Source organism: Oscillatoria sp. CS-180, assembly GCF_028330965.1.
Taxonomy (GTDB): Bacteria; Cyanobacteriota; Cyanobacteriia; order Phormidesmidales; family Phormidesmidaceae; genus Halomicronema.
Window position 1 is genome coordinate 1 of record NZ_JAQMUB010000036.1, and the last position, 21,938, is coordinate 21,938.

Annotated in this window: 20 protein-coding genes; 11 read left to right on the forward strand and 9 right to left on the reverse strand. The window is 50.9% G+C overall.

Annotation, left to right across the window (positions count from 1 at the left end; all coding sequences use genetic code 11):
• A partial coding sequence (locus tag PN498_RS08400; protein ID WP_334312234.1) for an RHS repeat domain-containing protein occupies positions 1–1,363 on the forward strand: 1,363 nt, incomplete at its 5' end.
• A 396-nt stretch (positions 1,364–1,759) separates the two neighbouring features.
• Positions 1,760–1,945, forward strand: coding sequence for a hypothetical protein (locus PN498_RS08405; RefSeq protein WP_272062280.1), 186 nt, complete (start codon positions 1,760–1,762; stop codon positions 1,943–1,945).
• A 365-nt stretch (positions 1,946–2,310) separates the two neighbouring features.
• On the opposite strand, the gene PN498_RS08410 is transcribed toward PN498_RS08405, so the two are convergent.
• A complete protein-coding gene (locus PN498_RS08410; protein WP_272062281.1) occupies positions 2,311–3,072 on the reverse strand; it encodes a tetratricopeptide repeat protein in 762 nt (253 codons plus the stop codon).
• A 559-nt stretch (positions 3,073–3,631) separates the two neighbouring features.
• On the opposite strand from PN498_RS08410, the gene PN498_RS08415 reads away from it, so the two are divergent.
• From PN498_RS08415 to murI, 8 genes are all read left to right on the forward strand, one after another.
• Positions 3,632–4,288: a peroxiredoxin gene (locus tag PN498_RS08415; protein WP_272062282.1), complete on the forward strand. Its 657-nt coding sequence runs from the start codon at positions 3,632–3,634 to the stop codon at positions 4,286–4,288.
• A 72-nt stretch (positions 4,289–4,360) separates the two neighbouring features.
• Positions 4,361–4,921, forward strand: coding sequence for a redoxin domain-containing protein (locus PN498_RS08420; RefSeq protein WP_272062283.1), 561 nt, complete (start codon positions 4,361–4,363; stop codon positions 4,919–4,921).
• A 246-nt stretch (positions 4,922–5,167) separates the two neighbouring features.
• Positions 5,168–5,500: a hypothetical protein gene (locus PN498_RS08425; RefSeq protein WP_272062284.1), complete on the forward strand. Its 333-nt coding sequence runs from the start codon at positions 5,168–5,170 to the stop codon at positions 5,498–5,500.
• A 33-nt stretch (positions 5,501–5,533) separates the two neighbouring features.
• Positions 5,534–6,244 carry a DUF3153 domain-containing protein gene (locus PN498_RS08430; RefSeq protein ID WP_272062285.1) on the forward strand — a complete coding sequence of 237 codons (711 nt, stop codon included), beginning with the start codon at positions 5,534–5,536 and terminating at the stop codon, positions 6,242–6,244.
• A gap of 100 nt (positions 6,245–6,344) precedes the next feature.
• A complete protein-coding gene (gloA, locus tag PN498_RS08435; RefSeq protein WP_272062286.1) occupies positions 6,345–6,779 on the forward strand; it encodes a lactoylglutathione lyase in 435 nt (144 codons plus the stop codon).
• 290 nt (positions 6,780–7,069) lie between these two features.
• Positions 7,070–9,745: an ATP-dependent chaperone ClpB gene (clpB, locus tag PN498_RS08440; protein WP_272062287.1), complete on the forward strand. Its 2,676-nt coding sequence runs from the start codon at positions 7,070–7,072 to the stop codon at positions 9,743–9,745.
• 232 nt (positions 9,746–9,977) lie between these two features.
• The gene (locus tag PN498_RS08445; RefSeq protein WP_272062288.1) at positions 9,978–11,432 is read left to right on the forward strand and encodes a cation:proton antiporter; all 1,455 of its coding nucleotides are present in this window, start codon (positions 9,978–9,980) and stop codon (positions 11,430–11,432) included.
• Positions 11,433–11,552: 120 nt separating this feature from the next.
• Entirely contained in the window at positions 11,553–12,398 is an 846-nt protein-coding gene (murI, locus tag PN498_RS08450) for a glutamate racemase (RefSeq protein ID WP_272062289.1), read from the forward strand.
• A 100-nt stretch (positions 12,399–12,498) separates the two neighbouring features.
• On the opposite strand, the gene PN498_RS08455 is transcribed toward murI, so the two are convergent.
• From PN498_RS08455 to pyk, 4 genes are all read right to left on the reverse strand, one after another.
• Entirely contained in the window at positions 12,499–13,425 is a 927-nt protein-coding gene (locus PN498_RS08455) for a tetratricopeptide repeat protein (protein WP_272062290.1), read from the reverse strand.
• Positions 13,426–13,539: 114 nt separating this feature from the next.
• A complete protein-coding gene (locus PN498_RS08460; RefSeq protein ID WP_272062291.1) occupies positions 13,540–14,259 on the reverse strand; it encodes an ABC transporter ATP-binding protein in 720 nt (239 codons plus the stop codon).
• A 126-nt stretch (positions 14,260–14,385) separates the two neighbouring features.
• Positions 14,386–15,738: an NAD(P)/FAD-dependent oxidoreductase gene (locus PN498_RS08465; RefSeq protein WP_272062292.1), complete on the reverse strand. Its 1,353-nt coding sequence runs from the start codon at positions 15,736–15,738 to the stop codon at positions 14,386–14,388.
• 47 nt (positions 15,739–15,785) lie between these two features.
• Complete coding sequence (pyk, locus tag PN498_RS08470; RefSeq protein WP_272062293.1) at positions 15,786–17,213, reverse strand: pyruvate kinase; 1,428 nt, start codon at positions 17,211–17,213, stop codon at positions 15,786–15,788.
• Between the two features lie 234 nt (positions 17,214–17,447).
• On the opposite strand from pyk, the gene PN498_RS08475 reads away from it, so the two are divergent.
• The gene (locus PN498_RS08475; RefSeq protein WP_272062294.1) at positions 17,448–18,224 is read left to right on the forward strand and encodes an MBL fold metallo-hydrolase; all 777 of its coding nucleotides are present in this window, start codon (positions 17,448–17,450) and stop codon (positions 18,222–18,224) included.
• 48 nt (positions 18,225–18,272) lie between these two features.
• On the opposite strand, the gene PN498_RS08480 is transcribed toward PN498_RS08475, so the two are convergent.
• From PN498_RS08480 to psbD, 4 genes are all read right to left on the reverse strand, one after another.
• Positions 18,273–18,767 (reverse strand): pentapeptide repeat-containing protein, encoded by a 495-nt coding sequence (locus PN498_RS08480; protein ID WP_272062295.1) that lies wholly within the window; start codon positions 18,765–18,767, stop codon positions 18,273–18,275.
• Between the two features lie 51 nt (positions 18,768–18,818).
• Positions 18,819–19,343 (reverse strand): hypothetical protein, encoded by a 525-nt coding sequence (locus PN498_RS08485; RefSeq protein WP_272062296.1) that lies wholly within the window; start codon positions 19,341–19,343, stop codon positions 18,819–18,821.
• Positions 19,344–19,512: 169 nt separating this feature from the next.
• On the reverse strand, positions 19,513–20,895 hold the full coding sequence (gene psbC, locus PN498_RS08490; RefSeq protein ID WP_272062297.1) for a photosystem II reaction center protein CP43: 1,383 nt from the start codon (positions 20,893–20,895) through the stop codon (positions 19,513–19,515).
• Positions 20,879–21,937, reverse strand: a complete 1,059-nt coding sequence (gene psbD / locus PN498_RS08495; protein ID WP_272062298.1) for a photosystem II D2 protein (photosystem q(a) protein) — start codon at positions 21,935–21,937, stop codon at positions 20,879–20,881. Before psbD ends, psbC begins: the two co-directional genes overlap by 17 nt.
• Position 21,938 lies beyond the last annotated feature (1 nt).

Consider the following 21,938-nt stretch of genomic DNA (forward strand, 5'->3'; position numbering starts at 1 on the left):
CATTGCGGACTATCAGTTCAGCTATGACGCGGCGAATCGGCTCACCACCTTAGTAGCCCCCGACGGCACCGCCACCTACACCTATGATGACCGCGACCAGTTGACCGGGGCGGATTATACGGGCCAGAGCAATGAGGCTTACACCTACGATGCCAACGGCAACCGCACCACGGCGGGTTATCAGACGACCCCCAACAACCAGCTCGCCAGCGATGGGGTGTTCACTTACGACTATGACAACGAAGGCAATCGCATTCGCCGCACCCGCATCAGTAATGGGGCCGTGACCACTTATGAATGGGATCATCGGCAGCGGCTCGTAGCGGTCAGTGAGGGGGATGGTACGACGGTGACTCAGCGCATTACCTATACCTACGATGCTTATGACCGTCGCCTCAGTCAGTCGGTGGACCCGGATGGTGATGGCCCCGCCGTGGCGACGACGGAACACTTTGTCTACGACGGCGACCATATTGCCCTGGTGTTTAACGAGGCAGGCACGCAGACCCATCGCTATCTGCACGGGCCGAATATTGACCAAATCTTGGCGGAGGAGACGGCAGACGGCGCGGTGCATTGGGCACTGACGGATCATCAGGGTAGTGTGCGCGATGTCATCGACAACAGCGGCACGATTCTCAACCGCATTGTCTACGACAGCTTTGGGCAGGTGACGAGTGAGACCAATCCTGACTTTGACTTCCGCTTTGGCTACACCGGACGAGAGCGGGATGAAGCGACGGGGTTGATGTACTATCGGGCGCGGTATTACGACCCGGCAGTGGGACGCTTCCTCTCAGAAGACCCAATGGGCTTTGATGCCGGCGATGCCAACCTCTATCGCTATGTCTTTAATAGTCCCACTAACTACACCGATCCGGATGGGCAGTTAGCCATTCCTCTGGTTTCTGTTGTCGCTGTGGGTGCCATTGTGGGTGCCGGTATTATTATCAACGCGCAGTTACAGACGCCTGAAGCCCAAGAGGCAATTGAAGACTTTGCCCAGTGGTGTTGGGAAACTGTCACCGGGGGCTACGATCCCGACCTCGACCCCAACCGCCCCAATCGGGATGTGCCAATAGAGCCTGCAACCTACCCAGGGCAAATCTTGCAGGTGCCACCCGTCAATCCGGAGGATTTCATCCCTGAAGGCTTTCGGGAAGGGCCGCAGCCAGAGGCTGATGACTTTGTCACCCCTATCCCCACTACCAACGACGACCTTGCTCCTACTTTATGGAGAGTGGTAGCTTCCAGCCTGAAATACCTTTCCCTGATTCTACGGGGAGGATTCATAGTGATATCCCTACTCGTGTCCCAGAAAATTGGGATGCGGAAGCAGTTAAAGATGCTCTGGAAGCCTTAGAGACCAGCATAGACAATAGAGAGCAGGATATAGAAGATCTTGGAGGAGATGCTGATCATCACCAAAGACTGCACCGAGAGCAAAGATGGCAGAATCAACTTAAAGACCGATTAAGACAATTTCAAGGAGGCTCAATGATATGACAATGGAAGCACAAGAACTTTTCGAGAGTCTCCAACAAGGGGACTGGGATCCTGACATAAACGGTGACAGATTGAATGACCTTCTAGATTGTTTCTATCACGGTTTTCCTGTCACCAAAATTCTCTCGTTAATCAGGAGCAAAGATGGGAAATTGGTAAGAGCAGGGTCATGGCTTTTATGTGAAACAGGCATCAGAGCTTGTGAGTTTTTTAACGAGACAAGGTTATTGATTGCTTCATCAGATTGGCCACTATGAGTATCAGCCCTAACCGCAGCAGAGAACTATTCAAAGTAGAAATTGATGACATCGTTGAGCAGCAAGCCGATGACGACACGGCTTGGGAAGCACTTATTGCAGTGAATAGGCAAACTGCCTTTTTGGTTTTGTCAGAAGAAATTGTAAAAACGCCTCATTCCTCGCCAACCTTCACAACGTAGACACTGTAGAATCTTGGCTTGTTCGAATTATTCGGCAGAGGATAGCTTCAGAAGAAAGCGCTCTTGAAGAAATAGAAGCTGATTAGCGAGACGATATGAAGGCTTTATAGTGAGCGGAGAGCGACCATACAGTTCATTGACAAAATAACGATTAATGACCACGCTTGAAGAAATTAAACAAGGATTGGCTGATTTAGATGAGATTCAGCTATAGCAAGTTGCTAGCTTTATTGCTCAGTTCAAAATGTCCAAAACATCTAAAAAGCAGCTAAGTGACTTCTATAGAGCTTTTCCAGCAACTGCCTCTCATCCGGATAGATAAACCGTTGAACACACTGAACACACTTGATAATAACGACTGTCTCCTACAGCTGATTTGTTCGAATCTGTTCAACGATCTGAATTTGGTCGGAGCTGAAACCGGCTCGCAAGAGGTGTTCCAAATGGTAGGCGTCGTAATAGCGGCCATCTAGTTGCAGAGCCTGGTCGTAGGCTATCTGAGCTGAGGCAGGATCTTGATTGCTCCAATGGGCCAGCGCCAAGGCAACCCAAGGATGTGGGTTATAGGGTTCCAGTTCGGTGGCGCGGTCAGCATGGCCGATCGCGGCTGCCATATCCGGCAATCGCTGATAGGCCAGACTCAAGTTGTAGTAAGCAATTTCGTTGTCAGACTGAAGGGTTTTCGCCTGAGTGTGGGTCGCGATCGCGTCCTCAATATTGCCATTTACCAAATAGGCGATGCCCAGAGCATTTAGTGCAGGCACATGCGCAGCGTCCACCGCAAGTCCCTGATTCAGAGTTGCGATCGCGTCCTCCCGCTGTCCGGCTAGGTGTTGAGTCCAACCCAGCAGCACGTAACCAGAGACATTTCTGGGAGCCAAAGCGACCGCTGTTTGCAGAGCCGCGATCGCGGCTGAAAAGTTCTCACGCTGACGAGCTGCCAATCCCGCTAGGCGATAGGTTTCTGCTCTTCGGGGCAGTTCCAAAAAAGGAGGATACGAAAGGTTCTCTTGCAGCGAAGATGAGATGGGGAAAGACTGCGAGAGCGGAACCACGGTCTCAGACGCGGTGCAGCCGATAGAGAATCCTGCAACCACGCATGATAAAGCCAAAGCAACTCGACTCATGCGACTTGAATGCTTTCTTGGAAAGTTTAGACAATGAGCTGTCATCTTGCCGACCCTAGGAATGAATTTTAAGTTCTCACTTTTGAGTTTTGAATGATTGAGTCATCGGCGAATCCAAAGCTCAAAGTTGATACTTGAATAAGTTCCCGTTCCTAAGAGACCCAAAACGGTGTGCAAGTGAAACAAGTACACTCTGCTCCTGTTCCCTTTCACTGTACTTAAGCAACATGAGTCAGGCCGTAGGAAACTTTGATCAGACAAGATTGTATGCCGAAAGATCGAGTTCTGAGACTCAGAATGTCTTTATTACCAGGTCCAGCAAAATTACTCCGCTGTAAGAAATAAGACTCTCTTCAGAGTGACGTCGATTCAAAAATGACTATGATATAGTCTGTGTGCCTTAGGGGTACAGCTTTAGCCATACAGGCTAGTACACCAAACAGTATCTGGGTGCTTAGCACATGTCAGATGGCTGGCCGTTTTGTCCTCATGGAGTTGGCGACGGCTATCAGCTTGATCCCGCCCGCGATGGGCATGTCGTTTTAGAGGAACAGATTTCATGACCAGCCCAGCAGAAGGCTGTCTTCGCGTTGGCCTATCAGCTCCTGACTTTACAGCAACCGCTGTGGTTGATCAGGAATTTAAGACCATCAAGCTTTCTGACTATCGCGGCAAATACGTCATTCTGTTTTTCTATCCCCTCGACTTCACATTCGTCTGTCCGACGGAAATCACGGCGCTGAGCGATCGCTACTCCGAGTTTAAGGATCTCAACACTGAAGTACTTGCCGTTTCAGTAGACAGTGAATTTTCTCATCTAGCTTGGATTCAAACTGAGCGTAAATATGGCGGCGTTGGTGACCTCAACTATCCGCTTGTTTCGGACATTAAAAGAGAAATTGGGACAGCCTACAACGTGATTGATCCCGATGCTGGAATTGCGCTGCGAGGCGTATTCATCATTGATAAGGAAGGCGTTATTCAACACATTACGGTCAACAACCTATCCTTTGGGCGCAGCATCGACGAGTGCCTACGAGTTTTGCAGGCCATTCAGTATGTGCAGACCCATCCTGATGAAGTGTGTCCCGTCGGCTGGCAGCCGGGTGAGAAAACCATGACCCCTGATCCAGTGAAGTCCAAAGAATTTTTCACTGAGATAGATAAGGCAACGGTTGCTGACCCCATGGAGGCTAACTCGATAGCCTCCGAGTAAACTACGGCGCTGCGAGCGCTGCCATTGCTCTGTTCCCAAGACTTCATTTCTAAGATCCTGCTTTAATTCTGCATGTCTAGTTTTTCCACGCCTGCCCCTCAATCTAAGCTCCTGAATGGGCGATTCTGGCGAAATTTCTTACCCCTTCCAGCCACGAGCCAACTGGCGCTGGGCGATCGCGCCCCCGATTTCACGCTGACGGAGGTCGCCACCCGGCAGCCTTACCAACTGTCGCAACATTGGGGAGAGCGTCCGGTCGTTCTGGCCTTCACGCGCATTTTCACAGAACGACACTACTGCCCACTTTGCTTCCCTCATTTAGTGGCCTTGAATGACGCCACAGAGAAATTTACGGCGGCTGGGGCACAACTTGTGTTGATTACCAGCACCGATTTGGCTCAAAGCCAAATTGTTAGAACCGAGCTAAATCTGCAAGCCCCCCTGCTCTCTGACCCGTTCTGTCAGGCCTTTAACCAGTATGGAACGGGCCAGGCACTGGGTGCGCCCTTGTCGGCTCAGTTCGTGCTGGATAAGTATGGTCGGATTCGCTTCTGGCACTACTTTTCTTTCTTGGCCTACAATGCTGAACCCGCTAAATTGCTCTATGCCTTGGCGACTTTGCCCAATCGTTAGAGCAATTTGCGACGTGTCTTCCGACAGATCTTTGGGTGTTGCCTCTGAACTGAGAGAAAGTCATGACAAAATTAAAGCAAGGTATGACCGTCGCCAGTTCTATGAGGACAAGATGGCGAGCCATCTGGCTATAGGTTAAGCACTCGGATGCTATCGAGTGCACGAGTCTAGATAGCTAAAACCCTATATCTAAACATCAGTTCATTGCTAACGCGATCGCACCGCAGTCAAGCCAACTTAAACACCATGGTGGAACCCATTCAACCCGTTACCTTGCCTCCAGCAGAGAATCCTGAACAAGAAGGACTGTGGCTCAGAGCTTCTCTACATGACTGGCTGAACACTGAATTTCCACCGGAAGCCGTTAATGCCCAGATTGCTGAGCGGGCGTCTCAGGTTTTTGTGCGGCAGCGAATGGAAGGGGAAAACGACTTGGGATCATTGGTTATGGCTGTGCTTACTGAGATGCAGAGTTTCGACTTTTCTAAAAGTTTTTACGGAGAATTTGCGATCGCCAACGCTGTGGGTGACTTACTGTTGGATAGCTTAGGAATCGACCACTGCTGCGGTGCAGGTTGAATCCGAAGCAGTGCAGTGAATTGAGTCAAAACCATGATGCGGCAGATTGGAAAAATTCTGCGGTTGGGTCTACTGCTGGGGGTTGTGCTACTCGCGGGTTGTCTCCAGTATGATCTCGACCTGCAATTCGATAGTCAGACTCATGGACAACTGATTCAGCAGCTGCACTGGCGAGGCAGTACCCCGGCAACGAATCGTGACTTGCAGCAGTGGTTGAGGGTACTAAGCGATCGCGCCCAGGGAGTGGGGGGCAGCACACAGTCCCTCAACGACGGCCTTGAGATTAGAATTCCTTTCAACAATGGTCAGGATCTAGAAACCAAGTTCAATCAGTTTTTCGCTCCTGCTGACGAGACTATGCCATTCACGCTGCCTGCAGGAGACCCTATTCAGGCAACTTTGTCCCTTGATCAAGGCAATCGATTTTTAGCTATCTACAACCATGTGACGCTGCGCCTGGATCTCACCGCCGTACCTGATTTGGCAGAAACGGGACTCCCCTTCTTGCAGGGACAACAGCTACTTACAGGTCGTGTCAAGGTAGAAGCCCCTTGGGTAAGATCAGCCTCCGGCGAATTAGACACCGCAGAAACTTGGCGCCTAGTTCCAGGAGAAGTCAACGAAATTGAAGCCGACTTCTGGGTTCTCAGCCCAATTGGAATTGGAGCCGTTGCGATCGCGCTGTTTGTTCTCCTGGGCTACGGCATTAAATATGGAATTTTGCCCAAAGTTTCTAACAGGTAAAAGGACAGGACAGGCAGACAAGCGTGCTTACTCCTCTCTGCCAGAATTCCTATACTTTGACAAGTGGCATTCAAAACTATTGAGAGGCTGAGGTATATCGATGAGACTTCTACACACCATGCTTCGCGTTGGCGATTTAGAAGCGTCTAAGACGTTTTACTGCGATATTTTGGGCATGAAGCTGCTGCGCCAAAAAGACTATCCCGGCGGTAAGTTTACGTTGGCGTTCGTGGGCTATGGTGACGAGGCCGATCACAGCGTCTTGGAACTGACTTACAACTGGGACACGGATAGCTATGACTTAGGGAACGGCTACGGTCATATTGCTCTGGGTGTGGACGACATTTACGGCACCTGCGAGGCTATTAAGGCTCAGGGCGGAAACGTTGTGCGGGAGCCGGGACCCATGAAACACGGGTCTACCGTCATCGCTTTCGTACAGGATCCCGATGGGTATAAGGTTGAACTGATTCAGCTCGGAACTCAAGGATCTGCTCAAAAAGAGAAAGCACCGGAAGCTCAGGCTGTTGGTTAAAACCACTGCAATTTCCAGGGTTCTTTGGGCCGAGAATGGGTTGACGAAAGACCTGGCTAGACCCGTAGCGCTGTCCGCGTCGTAGCTGATCGCGCCGAAGAACCCTGAGAATTCCCAGTTTTAAATAGCCTGATACACTGAAGTACTTATAGCCTCACTAGCTCCGCTAGAACAAGACGGCGAGCCATCTGACGATGCGCTAAGCCCCCGGATGCTGTTTGGTGCACGAGTCTAAATGGCTAAAGCCATAGTTCACTACTTAATCACGCGCCTGTTCCCACCTACCCATCATGCAGCCCACCGATCCCGACAAGTTCACAACCAAAGCCTGGGATGCGATCGTTGAAGCACAAACTGTTGCCCGTCGATTTAATCACCAATATATGGAAGCAGAGCACGTCTTGATGGCGCTGCTGGAACAAGAAGACGGACTTGGCAACACTATTCTTAAAAAAGCAGGCTTGGATGCTGAGCTGCTGCTCAAAGAGCTGGAAACCTTTGCTAAACGTCAGGCCCGGGTGCGAGTTTCGGCGGACAGCAACCTCTATCTAGGCAAAAGCCTGGATCGGATGCTGGATCAGGCAGAAGCCGCGCGCCAAAATCTGGGCGATAAATTCATCTCCGTAGAACATGTGCTGCTGGGCTTTGTAGAAGATGAGCGGATTGGCCGTCGTCTCTTACGAGGGTTTGAGGTTACCTCCTCGGAGATGATGGCTGCTATTAAAGCCGTGCGGGGACATCAAAAAGTTACCGATCAGAATCCTGAGAGCCGCTATGAGGCTCTGGAAAAATTTGGGCGCGACCTCACAGAACTAGCAAGAGAAGGCCACCTTGATCCGGTCATTGGCCGTGACGAGGAAATCAGGCGAGTGATTCAGGTTTTGTCTCGGCGGACTAAGAATAATCCGGTCCTGATTGGAGAGCCGGGTGTTGGTAAGACTGCGATCGCTGAAGGGCTAGCCCAGCGCATCCTCAACGGTGACGTCCCTGAGTCCCTCAAGAATCGCCAACTTATTTCCCTCGACATTGGTGGACTCATTGCTGGAGCCAAGTACCGAGGCGAGTTTGAAGATCGCCTACGCTCTGTACTGCGGGAAGTGACTGAATCTGATGGACAAATTGTCCTATTCATCGACGAACTTCATACGGTGGTCGGCACTGGAGCGGGGCAGGGCACGATGGATGCTGGCAATTTGTTGAAACCGATGTTGGCTCGGGGAGAGCTGCGCTGTATTGGAGCCACTACGCTTGACGAATATCGCAAACATATTGAGAAAGATGCGGCCCTAGAACGACGGTTTCAGCAGGTTTATGTTGAGCAGCCAACGGCAGACGACACCATCTCGATTTTGCGAGGACTAAAGGAGCGCTACGAGGTTCACCACGGCGTCAAGATTGCTGATTCTGCACTAGTGGCAGCGGCGATATTGTCGGATCGATATATTAGCGATCGCTTCTTACCGGATAAAGCGATCGACTTGGTAGATGAAGCTGCCGCCAAGCTCAAGATGGAGATCACCTCCAAACCGGAAGAGTTGGAAGTGATTGATCGTCGCCTGATGCAGCTGCAGATGGAGAAGCTTTCTCTAGAAAGCGAAGACGAATCTTCGGGAATTGCCTATCGCACGGCTCAGGAACGATTGGCCCGCATTGAAGAAGAGATTGCCGAACTCTCCGAGCGGCAGCAGCAGTTCAGTGGTCAATGGCAGATTGAAAAGCAAACTCTGGAAGCTATTAATTCTCTCAAAGAAGAGGAAGAACAACTACGGCTGCAAGTGGACCAGGCAGAGCGAGCCTATGACCTGAATAAGGCTGCTCAACTCAAATATGGCAAGCTAGAGGCTGTTCAACGAGAGCTGGAAGCCAAGGAAGCTCACCTGTTAGACATTCAGGCTGAGGGCAAAACCCTGCTGCGAGAGCAGGTTTTAGAAGCTGATATTGCTGAAGTGGTTGCCAAATGGACGGGCATTCCGGTCAATCGCCTGATGGAGTCTGAGCGGCAAAAGCTGCTGCGGTTGGAAGGGCATCTGCATAAGCGCGTTATTGGACAGGAAGAAGCGGTGGCTGCGGTGGCTGCGGCGATTCGTCGAGCACGAGCAGGGATGAATGATCCCGGACGCCCCATTGGTTCTTTCCTCTTTATGGGACCTACCGGTGTCGGTAAAACGGAACTGGCTAGAGCACTGGCCGCTTTCCTGTTTGACACTGAGGATGCTCTCATTCGTATTGATATGTCGGAATATATGGAGAAGCATGCCGTTGCTCGACTGGTGGGTGCACCTCCGGGCTATGTTGGCTACGAAGAGGGTGGTCAACTTTCAGAATCCGTGCGCCGACATCCCTATTCCGTCATCCTGCTGGATGAGGTGGAAAAGGCTCATCCAGATGTCTTCAACATTTTGCTGCAAGTGCTGGACGACGGGCGAATTACTGACTCTCAGGGACATGTGGTTGACTTCAGCAATACCGTCATTGTGATGACTAGCAATATCGGTAGCGATCACATTCTGGACATTGCAGGGGACGATAGTCGCTATGGTGAAATGCGCGATCGCGTTCTCAAAGCCCTGCGTGGTCACTTCCGTCCTGAATTTCTGAATCGTGTTGATGACCTGATCTTGTTCCATCCACTGCTGAAGGAACAGCTCCGTGAAATTGTGGCAATTCAAGTACGCCGCATTGAAAAGCGACTAGCCGACCAAAAACTGTCACTGTCATTGTCTAAGGCTGCGATCGAGCATATTGCACAGGTGGGTTACGATCCCGTTTATGGTGCTCGTCCCCTCAAACGCGCCATCCAGAAAGAGTTAGAAAACCCTATTGCAACTAAAATTTTGGAGGAAGCGTTTATCGAGGGCAGCACCGTTCATGTCAGCCTGCGAGAGGGTTCACTCGTGTTCCGAGCGGTTCTAGCTGAAGAAACCTCGACGACTGAAGAACCTGCTAAGGAAACACAAAAGGTATAGCCATCGCTACCGCTATATATCTTCAGCCGCTGGGGTCGAAATTTTGACTTCACCCAAATCTCAGGTTGCAGTCAATACTCCCTAAACCCATACCTAGGACGATTTAGAGTCTTCTTTGTTGAGAATAGACTTATCTATCAAAAGATGGATAAATTCAACAAGTTGATTGTTCTGGACACTAGCTTCATCCTGAACTCATGTAATCTAGTGAAGATGCGTTATTTCAGGCTGAATGGTGGATGCACTTTCCTGCTTTAGTTTCGTTGGTAGTTTTACTACAGTGCTTTCCCACGGGGTAAGCTGGCCTTCTGTTTTAGCCGAAGCCTCTGAGGCTGAAGTCGGGCCACTCGTTTTGGCAGGAGTTCTGCTAAGCCTGATCACAGTCTATTTGGCAGCCAAAATTGGTGGTGAGCTTTGTGCCCGCGTCAACCTTCCTCCGGTGTTAGGGGAGCTGATTGGGGGAGTCATCGTAGGGGTTTCGGCCCTGCATCTGATCGTTTTTCCAGAAGGAGCAGGGGAGACAGGCTCCATTTTGATGAGATTGGTCGAGAGTACCACCGATATGGACTCTGAAGGTATTCTCTCGGTCTTTAGAGGTGAGAGTGAGGTTGTTTCCGTCTTGGCCGAATTGGGGGTGATTATCCTTCTGTTCGAGATTGGCTTGGAATCTGACCTCAAAGAACTGATTCGAGTAGGTCCTCAAGCAGCCGTTGTCGCCATCATTGGGGTCGTTTTTCCCTTTGCTTTGGGAACGACAGGACTCATTGCGCTGTTCAATATTCCAACCGTTCCAGCGGTATTCGCTGGGGCAGCCCTCACCGCAACCAGTATTGGCATCACGGCTAAAGTATTAGCTGAATTGCAGAGACTCAGTTCGAAAGAAGGCCAAATTATTATCGGGGCCGCCGTCCTAGATGACGTTTTAGGCATTATTGTTTTAGCCGTTGTTGCCAGCTTGGCAAAGACGGGAGAAATCGAAATTCAAAATGTCGTCATTCTTATTGTCAGTGCGGCTGCTTTCCTGGTCGGAGCTATTTTTATCGGTCGGCTACTCAGTCCTTTATTTGTGGGTTTAGTTGACCAGATGAAAACTCGGGGTGAACTAATTATCAGCTCGTTGGTCTTTGCCTTTGCCTTGTCCTATGTGGCTGCCACGATTCAGCTAGAAGCTATCCTGGGAGCCTTTGCAGCGGGCTTGATCTTGGCAGAGACGCCTAAACACAAGGAACTAGAGGAACAGATTCTTCCGATCTCGGATATGCTGGTGCCTATCTTCTTTGTGACAGTCGGCGCGAGGACGGACGTTAGCGTTCTTAACCCACTTGATCCAGCAAACCGTGAAGGGCTAATCATTGCCTCCTTTTTGGTAGTCGTAGCTATTATCGGAAAAATTGTTACGGGATTTGCAGTCTTTGGCCAGCCTGGAATCAATCGTCTTGCCATTGGTATTGGTATGATTCCTCGGGGCGAGGTCGGTTTGGTTTTTGCTGGCGTCGGGTCGGCGAGTGGCGTTCTGTCGGAGTCTTTGGAAGCCGCCATTATTGTGATGGTTATCCTGACGACTTTTTTAGCACCGCCTTTGCTGCGTGTTGTATTTAAGGACTCAGATACTGTGCCTCCCACAGCACCTCAGGAAGAAGCCGAGATTACAGCAACCTCTTCAGAGGAGCAAGCAACAACCTCATAGCCTAGCCCTACGCAGTGCGTCACGATTGATGAAACTTTCCAATCGATAGGCGATCGCGGCTGAAATCCTTAAGACTCCTATTAAACTCTTAGAAACCTTTGAGATGGATTGGATATCCCTATGGCTTTTCAGCACGAATTGGCTGCTTCACTAAGTTCTGCCCCAATTGGCGTCTTTGATAGTGGAGTGGGTGGGTTGACTGTCCTTCGTGAATTGAATCGCCAGCTACCTAACGAATCTATTCTCTATCTGGGAGATACTGCTCGGCTCCCCTATGGCGATCGCACCCCTGAGGAAATCCTCCAGTTCGTCAGAGACATCATTGCCTGGATGATGGAGCAGGGCGTCAAGATGGTGATGATGGCCTGTAATACCAGCTCAGCCCTTGCCTTGGAACAGGTGCAACAAGAATTTCCTGTGCCCATCCTAGGTCTCATTTATCCAGGAGCGAGGGCCGCAGCCAAAGCAGGAAAGCGTATCGGTGTCATTGCTACTCCGGCTACAGTTGCCAGCAATGCCTATCATCAGGCCATTTTAGAAGTTGACGCAACTGTTCGAGTCTGGCAGGTGGGCTGCCCTCAGTTTGTCCCGCTCATTGAGCAAAATCGCCTACAAGACCCAGTTACTTTAGACGTTGCTAAGACCTATCTTCAGCCTCTGTTAGCAGCCCAAATTGACACCCTCATTTACGGCTGCACCCACTACCCTCACTTGGAACCTGTTTTTCAAAAGTTCCTGCCTGTCTCTATTCGTCGAGTAGATCCGGCGCGATCGCTGGTCAAAGCCGCTGCCAAAGAGCTGGAACTCCTCAATCTAAAAAGTAACCTAATAGGCCAACCCACCCGGTTTTTCGTCAGTGGTTGCCCTGATCAATTTTCACAGCTAGCCAAGCGCTGGTTAGGACACGCTCCTAATGTTGGGCAAGTAAGCTTTGCGTCTGCTGTGACCCAAAGCGAAGTGATTTAAAGAAGCAGGTCATCTAGGAGAGGCAGTGAGTAGAAAGCAGTTCTTCATGATGCACCATAGCCGGATATTTTTATTTTTAGGAATCTCCTAAGTTCTTTTCCTACTCGCCCGACAGCTCTGCAACGCGGTCAAGCTGTGCTTGTGTGTTAGAGGCCCACTGAGGATTTTCCTGAGTAATGTAGAGATTTCTGGCGTGCTCAAGAACGCCTTTTGCTTCCTCGTAATCAGCTAAGCGAATGAAGGCTAAACCGGCGCTGTAGTAAGCATTGGCGTAGCCTGGATCAAGCTGAGTTGCTATCCGAAAAGAATCCAACGAGGCCGCATAATCGCTCTTACCGTATTGGGCTACACCGCGATTATAAAAGGCCTCTACGTACTCGGGAAAAACGGCGATCGCCCGATCAAAAGCCTCAATCGCGAGGTCAAATTCCTGCTGTCTCAAATAGATACGACCTTGATGAAAAGCCGGTTCAGGGGCATTGGGCGTTAATTCCTCTGCTAGTTGTAAGGACGCTAAAGCATCGTCGTAGCTCTGCTGATCGAGCTGTACTAGGCCGAGATTGTAGTGAGCATTGCCTAAATCAGGTTGGAGTTCAACAGCCCGTTCTAAATACTCTGTAGCCTGCTCTAAATTCCCCCCTTCCCAAAGGGCAGCCCCTAAATTGGAGTAGGCCATAGCAAATTGGGGATCGGCTGCTAGCGCTTGCCAGAAGGAATCAGCAGCTTGCTGCAAGTCGCCTGTTTGCCGTAGCACTAATCCCAAATTGTAGTGGGCAGCAGCGGAGGATGGATCAAGGGCGATCGCCTCTTGAAACGCAGCCATTGCCTCTGTCACGGCCCCTTGCTGAATCAGTTCTAGTCCTTGGTTAAGTGCTGCTTCTGAGGGAGAAACGGCAGCGGCTTGAGCAATTGGGGAACCTGATTGGGTGATCGCGCTTTGTCCTGCTCCTTCACCCACCATTACAGTGCCGATACCAATGCATACCATGCCCACAAGATGCAGCCAGTGTTTCTGCCGAATCCTCATAACTGAACCCTCCAGAAGCCAGATATAGCGCTCTGACCTCAACAACGACTATTCGCCTGTAGTTATATCAAATCTGTCAGAATTAGGAGCGGATTTGCGGATAAAAGATCGTTGCTAGGAGACGCTAGCGGTTAAATGACCGATGTCATCAGGCTGCAAGTCAGCGTGCATCACCTCACCATCGCGGAACCAAATAATGCGGTTTGTCAGCCGTGCTACATCCGGCTCGTGCGTCACCATCACGACGGTGATGCCCGTTGAGTTTAAGTCAGAAAAGATGCTCAATACATCCTGGGTGGTGTGAGAATCGAGTGCTCCCGTGGGTTCATCAGCGAGTACTAACAGGGGCTGATTTACAATAGCTCGCGCGATCGCCACTCGCTGCTGCTGTCCACCAGAGAGCTGCGTCGGTTTGTTGGCCATGCGGTCAGCTAGCTTAACTCGTTCCAGAGCATCAACCGCGCGATCGCGGCGCTCTGTTGTCGGCACTTCTGCGTATACCATTGGCAGCATCACATTCTCTAAAGCGGTCAATTGGGGCAGCAGATGGAACTGCTGAAAAACAAACCCAACTTTGCGGTTTCGAATATGAGCTAGGGCGTCATCGTCCAGACTGGCAACATTCTCCCCATCTAGGTGATATTCACCCGATGTTGGCCGATCCAGGCAGCCAATGAGGTTCATCGCAGTTGATTTACCCGAACCCGACGGTCCCATAATGGAGCAATATTCGCCTCGTCGTATAGTTAGATCAACCTGCCATAGGGCACGGACTTCAGTGTTGCCTATGCCATAGACTTTGCTAACGCTTTGTAATTGAATGAGTGGTTCCATAATTCCCTACGTTAGCGCCAAAAACCTTCAATGTGAGTAGCTAGCGACTGTAAGCAGGTTTCCTACAGCGCTAGCGAAAATTCTTGGGCTAGTTGGACGGGACAGCGCTTATCTTGTCACCACTGGTTACTGCTTCATAAAGGCACTATCACTCTTAATCACGTCGCGACCTGTGATCAGTCGGGCGCCTTGATTACGAGTAAAAAAGTTCCACATCCATTGAGTCATAACAATGATCTTGTTGTCGAACTCGATTAGAAACATAACGTGTACTAGCGCCCAGATGATCCAGGCGGAGAAACCGGTGAACTTGATCCAGTTCAAATCTACAACGGCAGAACTGCGACCAATAATGGCAAGGCTGCCGCTATCAGTGTAAGTAAATGCTGGGGTGGATTGATTGTTCAGCCGATCGCGAATCACTCGCGCGACATACTTACCTCCCTGCATGGCTACAGGCGCAACCCCTGGCAGCGGGCGCTCTCCCTGATGGGCGTAGTGGGCTAGGTCCCCAATCACAAAAATATTGGGATGGTTGGGGACGCTGAAGTCCGGCTCCACCATAATGCGTCCAGCGCGATCGCTAGGTGCTCCCGTCTTTTCGGCCACTACTTTACCCAAAGAAGATGCCCGGACTCCCGCTGCCCACAAAACCGTATGGGCCCGGATAGTTTCCTCAGCATCACCGCTTTTCACGGTAACCTTGTCTTCTTCTAGCGCCGTTACGAATGTTTTGGTACGAACATGGATGCCTAGCCTTTCCAAGTCTTCGGCGGCTCTTTTAGACAGAGAGGGATCAAACGGCGGCAAGACTCGGTCCATACCCTCTACCAGAATGATCCTGGTTTGAGTGGGATCGATACTGCGGAAGTCTTTTTTAAGCGTGTTGTAGGCTAAATCAGCGATCGCGCCGGCCAGTTCAACCCCTGTCGGTCCTGCGCCGACGACGACAAATGTCAGCAGTGCCGCTCGAATGTCAGGATCTGGTTCCAGTTCAGCCTTTTCAAAGGCCAAGAAAATTCGACGGCGCACCTCTAGAGCATCCTCAATGGTTTTAATGCTGGGGGCCAGAGATTCCCAATGATCGTTACCGAAATAATGGTGAGCGCTGCCGGTGGCTAGAATCAAACTGTCATAGGGCAGCGTGTCCCCATCTTTAAGGTGGAGAACCTGCTGATCAGCATCAATATCGGTCATCTCCCCCAACAAAACCTGCGTATTTTTCTGACGCTTCAAAACCGATCTCAGGGGCGACGCAATGTCACCTGGGGAAAGGCCACCAATCGCCACTTGATAGAGGAGCGGTTGAAACAAATGAAAATTGCGGCGATCGACCAGTGTTACCTCAACGGGCGATCCCTTGAAGGACTGGGCTGCATAGAGACCACCAAAGCCCCCTCCTACGATGACAACTCGATGAGGATGGGTAGTCGCTGTTGTTTTAGCCGAATCTAAGCGAACGGGTGCAGTTTCAACCATGCGTCTCGATGAATACAAATAAAGTTCACTGTATAAAGCTCAGGATTTCACTCCATCCCAATGGTTTGAATTTTCAAAAAATTAGTGCCCTTGGGATGGTTGGCAGGAATCCCTCCCATTATCAATACTTGATCCCCAGGACTGGCGATGTCAGCTTCTAACAGGGAAGTTTCAGCTAGCTTCGTCATTTCTTCAAAAGTCGTTGCAAATTCTTTAATTAGGATGGGCTTGACTCCCCAAACTAAATTTAATCGATGATAGACATCGCGGTCTGGGGTAAAGGCAACCACGGGAACGTTAGGTCGCTCTCCCGCCGCAATTATCGCACTATACCCCGATTCGGTGTAAGCAACGATACACTGCAAGTTGAGGACTTTGTCAATGACGTTCAAGGCCTCGCTAATGGCATGAGTCAGGTCATTGGAGGCCGGGGGGTTGTTGACAAAGCTCAAGTCTGCTTCGACATCGATCGCGATACGGGACAGCATTTGTACCGCCCGTACTGGAAATTTACCCACAGCGGACTCTCCAGACAACATCACCGCATCAGTGCCGTCAATAATCGCATTGGCAACATCACTCGCTTCTGCCCGTGTGGGTCGCGGATGCTCAATCATGCTCTCAAGCATTTGAGTTGCAGTAATGACAGGAATGCTCCGCAGGTTACAGGCTCGAATGATCCGCTTCTGTAACAAAGGTACTTTTTCAGCCTTCATTTCGACCCCTAAATCGCCCCGGGCTACCATAACGCCGTCAGTGGCATCGAGAATGGCATCAAGATTAGCGATCGCCTGAGGTTTCTCGATCTTGGCGATCACTGGGGTTTCCGGTGCTCCCGCTTGGCTCAAGAATGCTTTCAAAGCCAAAATGTCTTCGCCCCGTCGCACAAAGCTCAGAGAAACCCAGTCAACCCCTTGAGAAACGCCAAACGCTAAATCTTCCTTGTCTTTATCAGTCATTGAGGGCAGTCGCAGACTGAGGTCCGGTAAATTGACCCCTTTGCGACTTTTAAGTAACCCTCCTTGAATAATCCGACAGACGACTTTCGAGGGTTCAACGGACTCGACCATTAGCTCTAGTAGGCCATCATCCATCAGCACCTGCATCCCTGTCTCCGCTTCGTCGGCCAAATACGGATAGTCAATGCTGATAACATCCGGATGTTTCTCCGCTTCATCCATTGGGACTAATGTAATGGTTTCGCCATCCTTCAATTCGACAGCTCCGTCGAGAAGTTGACCCACACGAATCTTAGGTCCCTGCAAATCTTGCAGCAGTGTGATGGGTGTTCTCAACTCCTCTGAAACAGCCCGCAACATGTGAATCGTATGGCTGTGTGCTTCGTAAGTGCCGTGGGAGAAGTTCAGCCGAGCAACATTCATTCCTGCTCTGACCATTTCCAAAATAGTCTCTCGGGAATGACTCGCTGGGCCAATAGTAGCCACAATTTTTGTACGGTGTGAAAGCGGCTTCATCGAATTTTTTCCGCCCGGTGGTTTTTCTCCCTCATCATAGGAAGCCGCTTTAGAAATGACTGTTGTCTGAAGTTACATTTGCCCCTAAAGATGATCAGCTCGGAAATAGATTTGAGAGGATACCGCAAGTCCGTTTGGTTTCCTCCTCACTGGTCTCCCTTCCGTTTCCGCTCCGTTCGCCCTTCGTCACTCTCACGCTAGAATGTAAAAAGATGTAACGAACCCTATGGTGCTATGTTTGCGACTTGGCTAGACAACAACAGTTGGTTATGGGAAATTGCCGACCAGCGCATCCTGGTCGATCCTTGGCTGGTAGGGCCCCTAGTCTTCGGCAATGCTGCATGGCTCTTCAAGGGAGAGAAAGCTGTTCCCCGCTCCCTGCCTGAGAATATTGACTGTATCTTGCTCTCTCAGGGCTTGGAAGACCATGCTCATCCTCAAACCTTGAAGGCGTTAGATAAATCTCTTCCAGTTGTCGGTTCATCTAACGCTATCAAAGTTGCGCGTGAACTTGGGTTTGCCGATGTGACCACGCTTGATCATGGCGAAGCCGTCACTCGAGGAGGCGTCACCATTAAGGCTGTTCCGGGTGCTCCCATTGGCCCAACCCTGGTAGAGAACGGCTATGTCGTCACGGAAAACGCCACAGGGTTGAAGTTGTTTTATGAGCCTCACGGCTATCACCAGGAAGATCTCAAGGTTGAAGCCCCAATAGATGTGGTCATTACCCCCATGATGAATTTGGCGTTGCCGCTGCTGGGTCCCGTTGTGCGAGGGATTAAAAGCGCCAACGAACTGGCTGAATGGCTTCAGCCTCAAGTGATGTTGCCGACAACGGATGCTCAGGAAACCGAGTACGAAGGTTTCTTGCCATCTATCTTGAAGGCAACTGGCGGAGTGAGTGAAATTCGCGAGCGGCTCACTGCAGCAGGCCAGTCGGTTGAGGTTTTAGATATGACTGTGGGCGATCGCACCCAGCTGTCCCTAACTCCCCGCACGGTCACGGCTTAGCAAAGGAATTGCGTGAATCAGTTACTTTCTTGACAAAGCCATAGAAATCTATCGACATCCCAAGGAATCTCGGGTGGATACTCCTGTTTTGGAGTTTGTTCCCGAAGCCGTTTCGCACAGTTCCCGCACCTGGACACCGTCTAGTAAAGCGCCTGAAAAATCAGCTCCGGTGATATCAGCGCCGTCAAAAGTGGACCTCAGCATAATGGTGTCTACGAGTACGGCGTCACTTAAATCAGCGTCGGAGAAATCAGTCGTATCCAACATCCCAGTGGTGAAATCAACGCCGTGAAAATTGGTTTTCCGGGCAACAGAAGCACTAAAAATGGCTCCCCGAGCATCTGCTCCGGTGAAGTCGGCCTCTGTTAGGTTGGCGTTGGAAAATTCGGCGGCTCGAATCTCCCAACCGCGAAAGTCTCGGCCACTCAATTCGGCGTTACTGAAAGAGAGGGGCGGTGCATAGTCTAGCGCCAGGGCAGGATTGGCAAACAGAAAGGTCACCATACAGGCCAATGGCAACAAAAAACGCCTCACAGTGGTCATAGTAGTTCTTTGAAAGGGACTCTATACTTATGCTACAGACTTTTTATGTTCCTATTCCAGACCTTTCGTAATGTGTTCAGCCGTATGGAGGTCAAGCGGATTCGGAGAATTATTGGTTTCAGCTGCGGTTTGCAGTCGATCAGCCAGGGCGTTGAGCTTGCCGCTGGCGTGGTCGCGTCCGTGGGCGATCGCTTCTTTGCGAGCCTCGGTTTTTCCAACAATTTTCTTTGTCGTCTCAAGTCCGTTGTAAACATCGTCAGCAGCTTTATCGACGCCCTTTACCAGTTGCGTCAAGTCTTCTGAAGAGACTTGAGTCTCCGCTTGGCTTCCCTGCTGATCAGCAACAATGTTAACCGCATCCGTTGTGTTGCTTTCGTAGATAAACTCTCTGCCAATAAACAGGGAGGTTAGAAAAATACCCAGCAGGATAATGGAACCAACGGTCATAATGATTGGCTGACTATCATCGGATCCTGATGAGTTCTTCTTGACCAAGACATCCTTGCCAAGGAACAACAGGACAGTAGATAAACCGACCAGAATAGCTGCGAAAGAAAAAACGGCGAGGGGTTGCATGGGGATAACAAGAATAGATAATGCATCTCCTATCAGGCTATGCGCTCAAAGGGGTTACCATCCTCCTTCTAACCGCAGATTTCAAAGCGGTCTTTTCACTAAAAAGCTCCTGCGAGCGAACCCGCAGGAGCTTTTCGATTAAACGACTTTCCTTAGAACTAGAGGAACTCTAGTCAAGATCAGTCATTGCGAGTACTGGTTCAGACTCACGATCAATACCCTTTTCAAATCCAGCTTCAGCCGCCCGAGCACGACCTGCGTGCCAGAGGTGACCAATCAGGAAGAAGAAACCGAGAATGAAGTGAGAAGCTGCCAGCCACTGACGGGGGTTAACGTAGTTCACAGAGTTGATCTCAGTGATGACGCCACCGACAGAGTTGATGGACGCCAGAGGAGCATGAGTCATATACTCAGCCGCTCGACGAACCTGCCAATCCTGGATGTCGTTCTTCATCTTGTCGAGATCAAGACCGTTGGTGCCACGAAGAGGCTCCAACCAAGGACCACGGAAGTCCCAGAAACGCATGGTCTCACCGCCGAAAATGATTTCACCTGTGGGAGAGCGCATCAGATACTTACCCAAACCAGTCGGACCTTGAGCTGCACCAATGTTGGCACCCAAACGCAAGTCACGAACCATGAAGGTCATAGCTTGAGCCTGAGAAGCCTCAGAGCTAGTAGGACCATAGAACTCACTGGGGTAAGCAGTGTTGTTGAACCAAACGTAGCAGGATGCAATCAGACCCATAAGGGAAAGTGCACCCAAGCTGTAGGAGAGATAAGCCTCACCCGACCAAACGAACGCGCGACGCGCCCAGCCAAAAGGCTTGGTCAAAATGTGCCAAATACCACCGCTGATACACAGTAGGCCGACCCAGATGTGACCACCGATGATGTCTTCCATGTTGTTGACGCCGATAATCCAGCCGTCTCCCCCAAAAGGAGAGCCAACAACATAACCGAAGATTTTGACGGGGTTCAACGTGGGGTTAGTGATCACGCGAACCGCGCCACCACCTGGTGCCCAAGTGTCATAAACACCACCAAAGAAAGTGGCTTTAAGAACGAGTAAGAAAGCACCTAGACCCAGAAGAATCAGGTGATAACCGATGATGTTAGTCATCTGGTTCTTATCTTTCCAGTCGTAGCCGAAGAAAGAGGAATATTCCTCAAGCGTCTCAGGACCACGAATGGCGTGGTAAATACCACCCAAACCCAATACAGCGGAAGAAATTAGGTGAAGTACGCCGACTACGAAGTAGGGGAACGTATCAACAATCTCACCGCCAGGGCCAACGCCCCAACCTAGGGTTGCCAGGTGAGGCAGAAGAATGAAGCCTTGCTCATACAGAGGCTTCTCGGGGACGAAGTGCGCAACTTCAAATAGAGTCATTGCACCCGCCCAGAAAACGATAAGACCAGCGTGGGCGACGTGGGCACCCAGCAGCTTACCGGACAAATTGATCAGACGAGCGTTACCAGACCACCAGGCGAAACCTGAGGATTGCTGGTCGCGTCCGCCCATGTAGGAATTACTAGAGAGCGTTACCACGGGGCAGTACCTCTTCGGGGAATACAAACTTCTCGTGGGGCTGGTCGGTCGGTGCCATCCATGCCCGAATACCTTCGTTCAACAAAATGTTCTTCGTGTAGAAGGTCTCAAACTCAGGGTCCTCCGCTGCTCGGATTTCCTGAGACACGAAGTCATACGCGCGCAGGTTCAAGCCCAAACCTACCACGCCTACCGCACTCATCCACAAGCCGGTTACCGGCACAAACAGCATGAAGAAGTGCAGCCAGCGCTTGTTCGAAAACGCAATACCGAAAATCTGCGACCAGAATCGGTTTGCCGTCACCATCGAGTACGTCTCTTCCGCCTGCGTCGGCTCGAAGGCACGGAAGGTGTTCGAACCATCGCCGTCATCAAACAGCGTGTTCTCCACCGTCGCACCGTGAATCGCACACAGCAGCGCACCACCCAAGACACCCGCCACTCCCATCATGTGGAAGGGGTTCAGCGTCCAGTTGTGGAAGCCCTGGAAGAACAGCAGAAAGCGGAAGATAGCCGCGACGCCGAAGCTGGGGGCAAAGAACCAGCTCGACTGACCCAACGGATACATCAGAAAGACCGACACAAACACCGCAATCGGTGCCGAAAACGCGATGGCGTTATAAGGCCGCAAGCCCACCAGGCGAGCAACCTCGAACTGCCGCAGCATGAAGCCAATCAGTCCGAAAGCACCGTGCAGCGCAACAAAGCTCCACAGACCACCGATTTGACACCAGCGGACGAAGTCGCCTTGTGCTTCGGGGCCCCACAGCAGCAGCAGCGAGTGGCCCATGCTATCAGCCGGGGTGGACACCGCGACGGTCAAAAAGTTGCAGCCTTCCAAGTAGGAAGAGGCCAAACCGTGGGTGTACCACGAGGTAACAAAGGTGGTGCCAGTCAGCCAGCCCCCGATTGCCATGTAGGCGCAGGGGAACAGCAGCAGACCAGACCAGCCGATGAAGACGAATCGGTCGCGCTTTAGCCAGTCATCGAGGACGTCGAACCATCCTCGCTGGGCTTGCGCTCGTCCCATTGCTATGGTCATA

Coding starts and splice junctions, on each gene's coding strand:
- PN498_RS08405 (WP_272062280.1), top strand. CDS start 1,760: ATGAGTATCAGCCCTAACCGCAGCAGAGAACTATTCAAAGTAGAAATT.
- PN498_RS08410 (WP_272062281.1), bottom strand. CDS start 3,072: ATGAGTCGAGTTGCTTTGGCTTTATCATGCGTGGTTGCAGGATTCTCT.
- PN498_RS08415 (WP_272062282.1), top strand. CDS start 3,632: ATGACCAGCCCAGCAGAAGGCTGTCTTCGCGTTGGCCTATCAGCTCCT.
- PN498_RS08420 (WP_272062283.1), top strand. CDS start 4,361: ATGTCTAGTTTTTCCACGCCTGCCCCTCAATCTAAGCTCCTGAATGGG.
- PN498_RS08425 (WP_272062284.1), top strand. CDS start 5,168: ATGGTGGAACCCATTCAACCCGTTACCTTGCCTCCAGCAGAGAATCCT.
- PN498_RS08430 (WP_272062285.1), top strand. CDS start 5,534: ATGATGCGGCAGATTGGAAAAATTCTGCGGTTGGGTCTACTGCTGGGG.
- gloA (WP_272062286.1), top strand. CDS start 6,345: ATGAGACTTCTACACACCATGCTTCGCGTTGGCGATTTAGAAGCGTCT.
- clpB (WP_272062287.1), top strand. CDS start 7,070: ATGCAGCCCACCGATCCCGACAAGTTCACAACCAAAGCCTGGGATGCG.
- PN498_RS08445 (WP_272062288.1), top strand. CDS start 9,978: ATGGTGGATGCACTTTCCTGCTTTAGTTTCGTTGGTAGTTTTACTACA.
- murI (WP_272062289.1), top strand. CDS start 11,553: ATGGCTTTTCAGCACGAATTGGCTGCTTCACTAAGTTCTGCCCCAATT.
- PN498_RS08455 (WP_272062290.1), bottom strand. CDS start 13,425: ATGAGGATTCGGCAGAAACACTGGCTGCATCTTGTGGGCATGGTATGC.
- PN498_RS08460 (WP_272062291.1), bottom strand. CDS start 14,259: ATGGAACCACTCATTCAATTACAAAGCGTTAGCAAAGTCTATGGCATA.
- PN498_RS08465 (WP_272062292.1), bottom strand. CDS start 15,738: ATGGTTGAAACTGCACCCGTTCGCTTAGATTCGGCTAAAACAACAGCG.
- pyk (WP_272062293.1), bottom strand. CDS start 17,213: ATGAAGCCGCTTTCACACCGTACAAAAATTGTGGCTACTATTGGCCCA.
- PN498_RS08475 (WP_272062294.1), top strand. CDS start 17,448: ATGTTTGCGACTTGGCTAGACAACAACAGTTGGTTATGGGAAATTGCC.
- PN498_RS08480 (WP_272062295.1), bottom strand. CDS start 18,767: ATGACCACTGTGAGGCGTTTTTTGTTGCCATTGGCCTGTATGGTGACC.
- PN498_RS08485 (WP_272062296.1), bottom strand. CDS start 19,343: ATGCAACCCCTCGCCGTTTTTTCTTTCGCAGCTATTCTGGTCGGTTTA.
- psbD (WP_272062298.1), bottom strand. CDS start 21,937: ATGACCATAGCAATGGGACGAGCGCAAGCCCAGCGAGGATGGTTCGAC.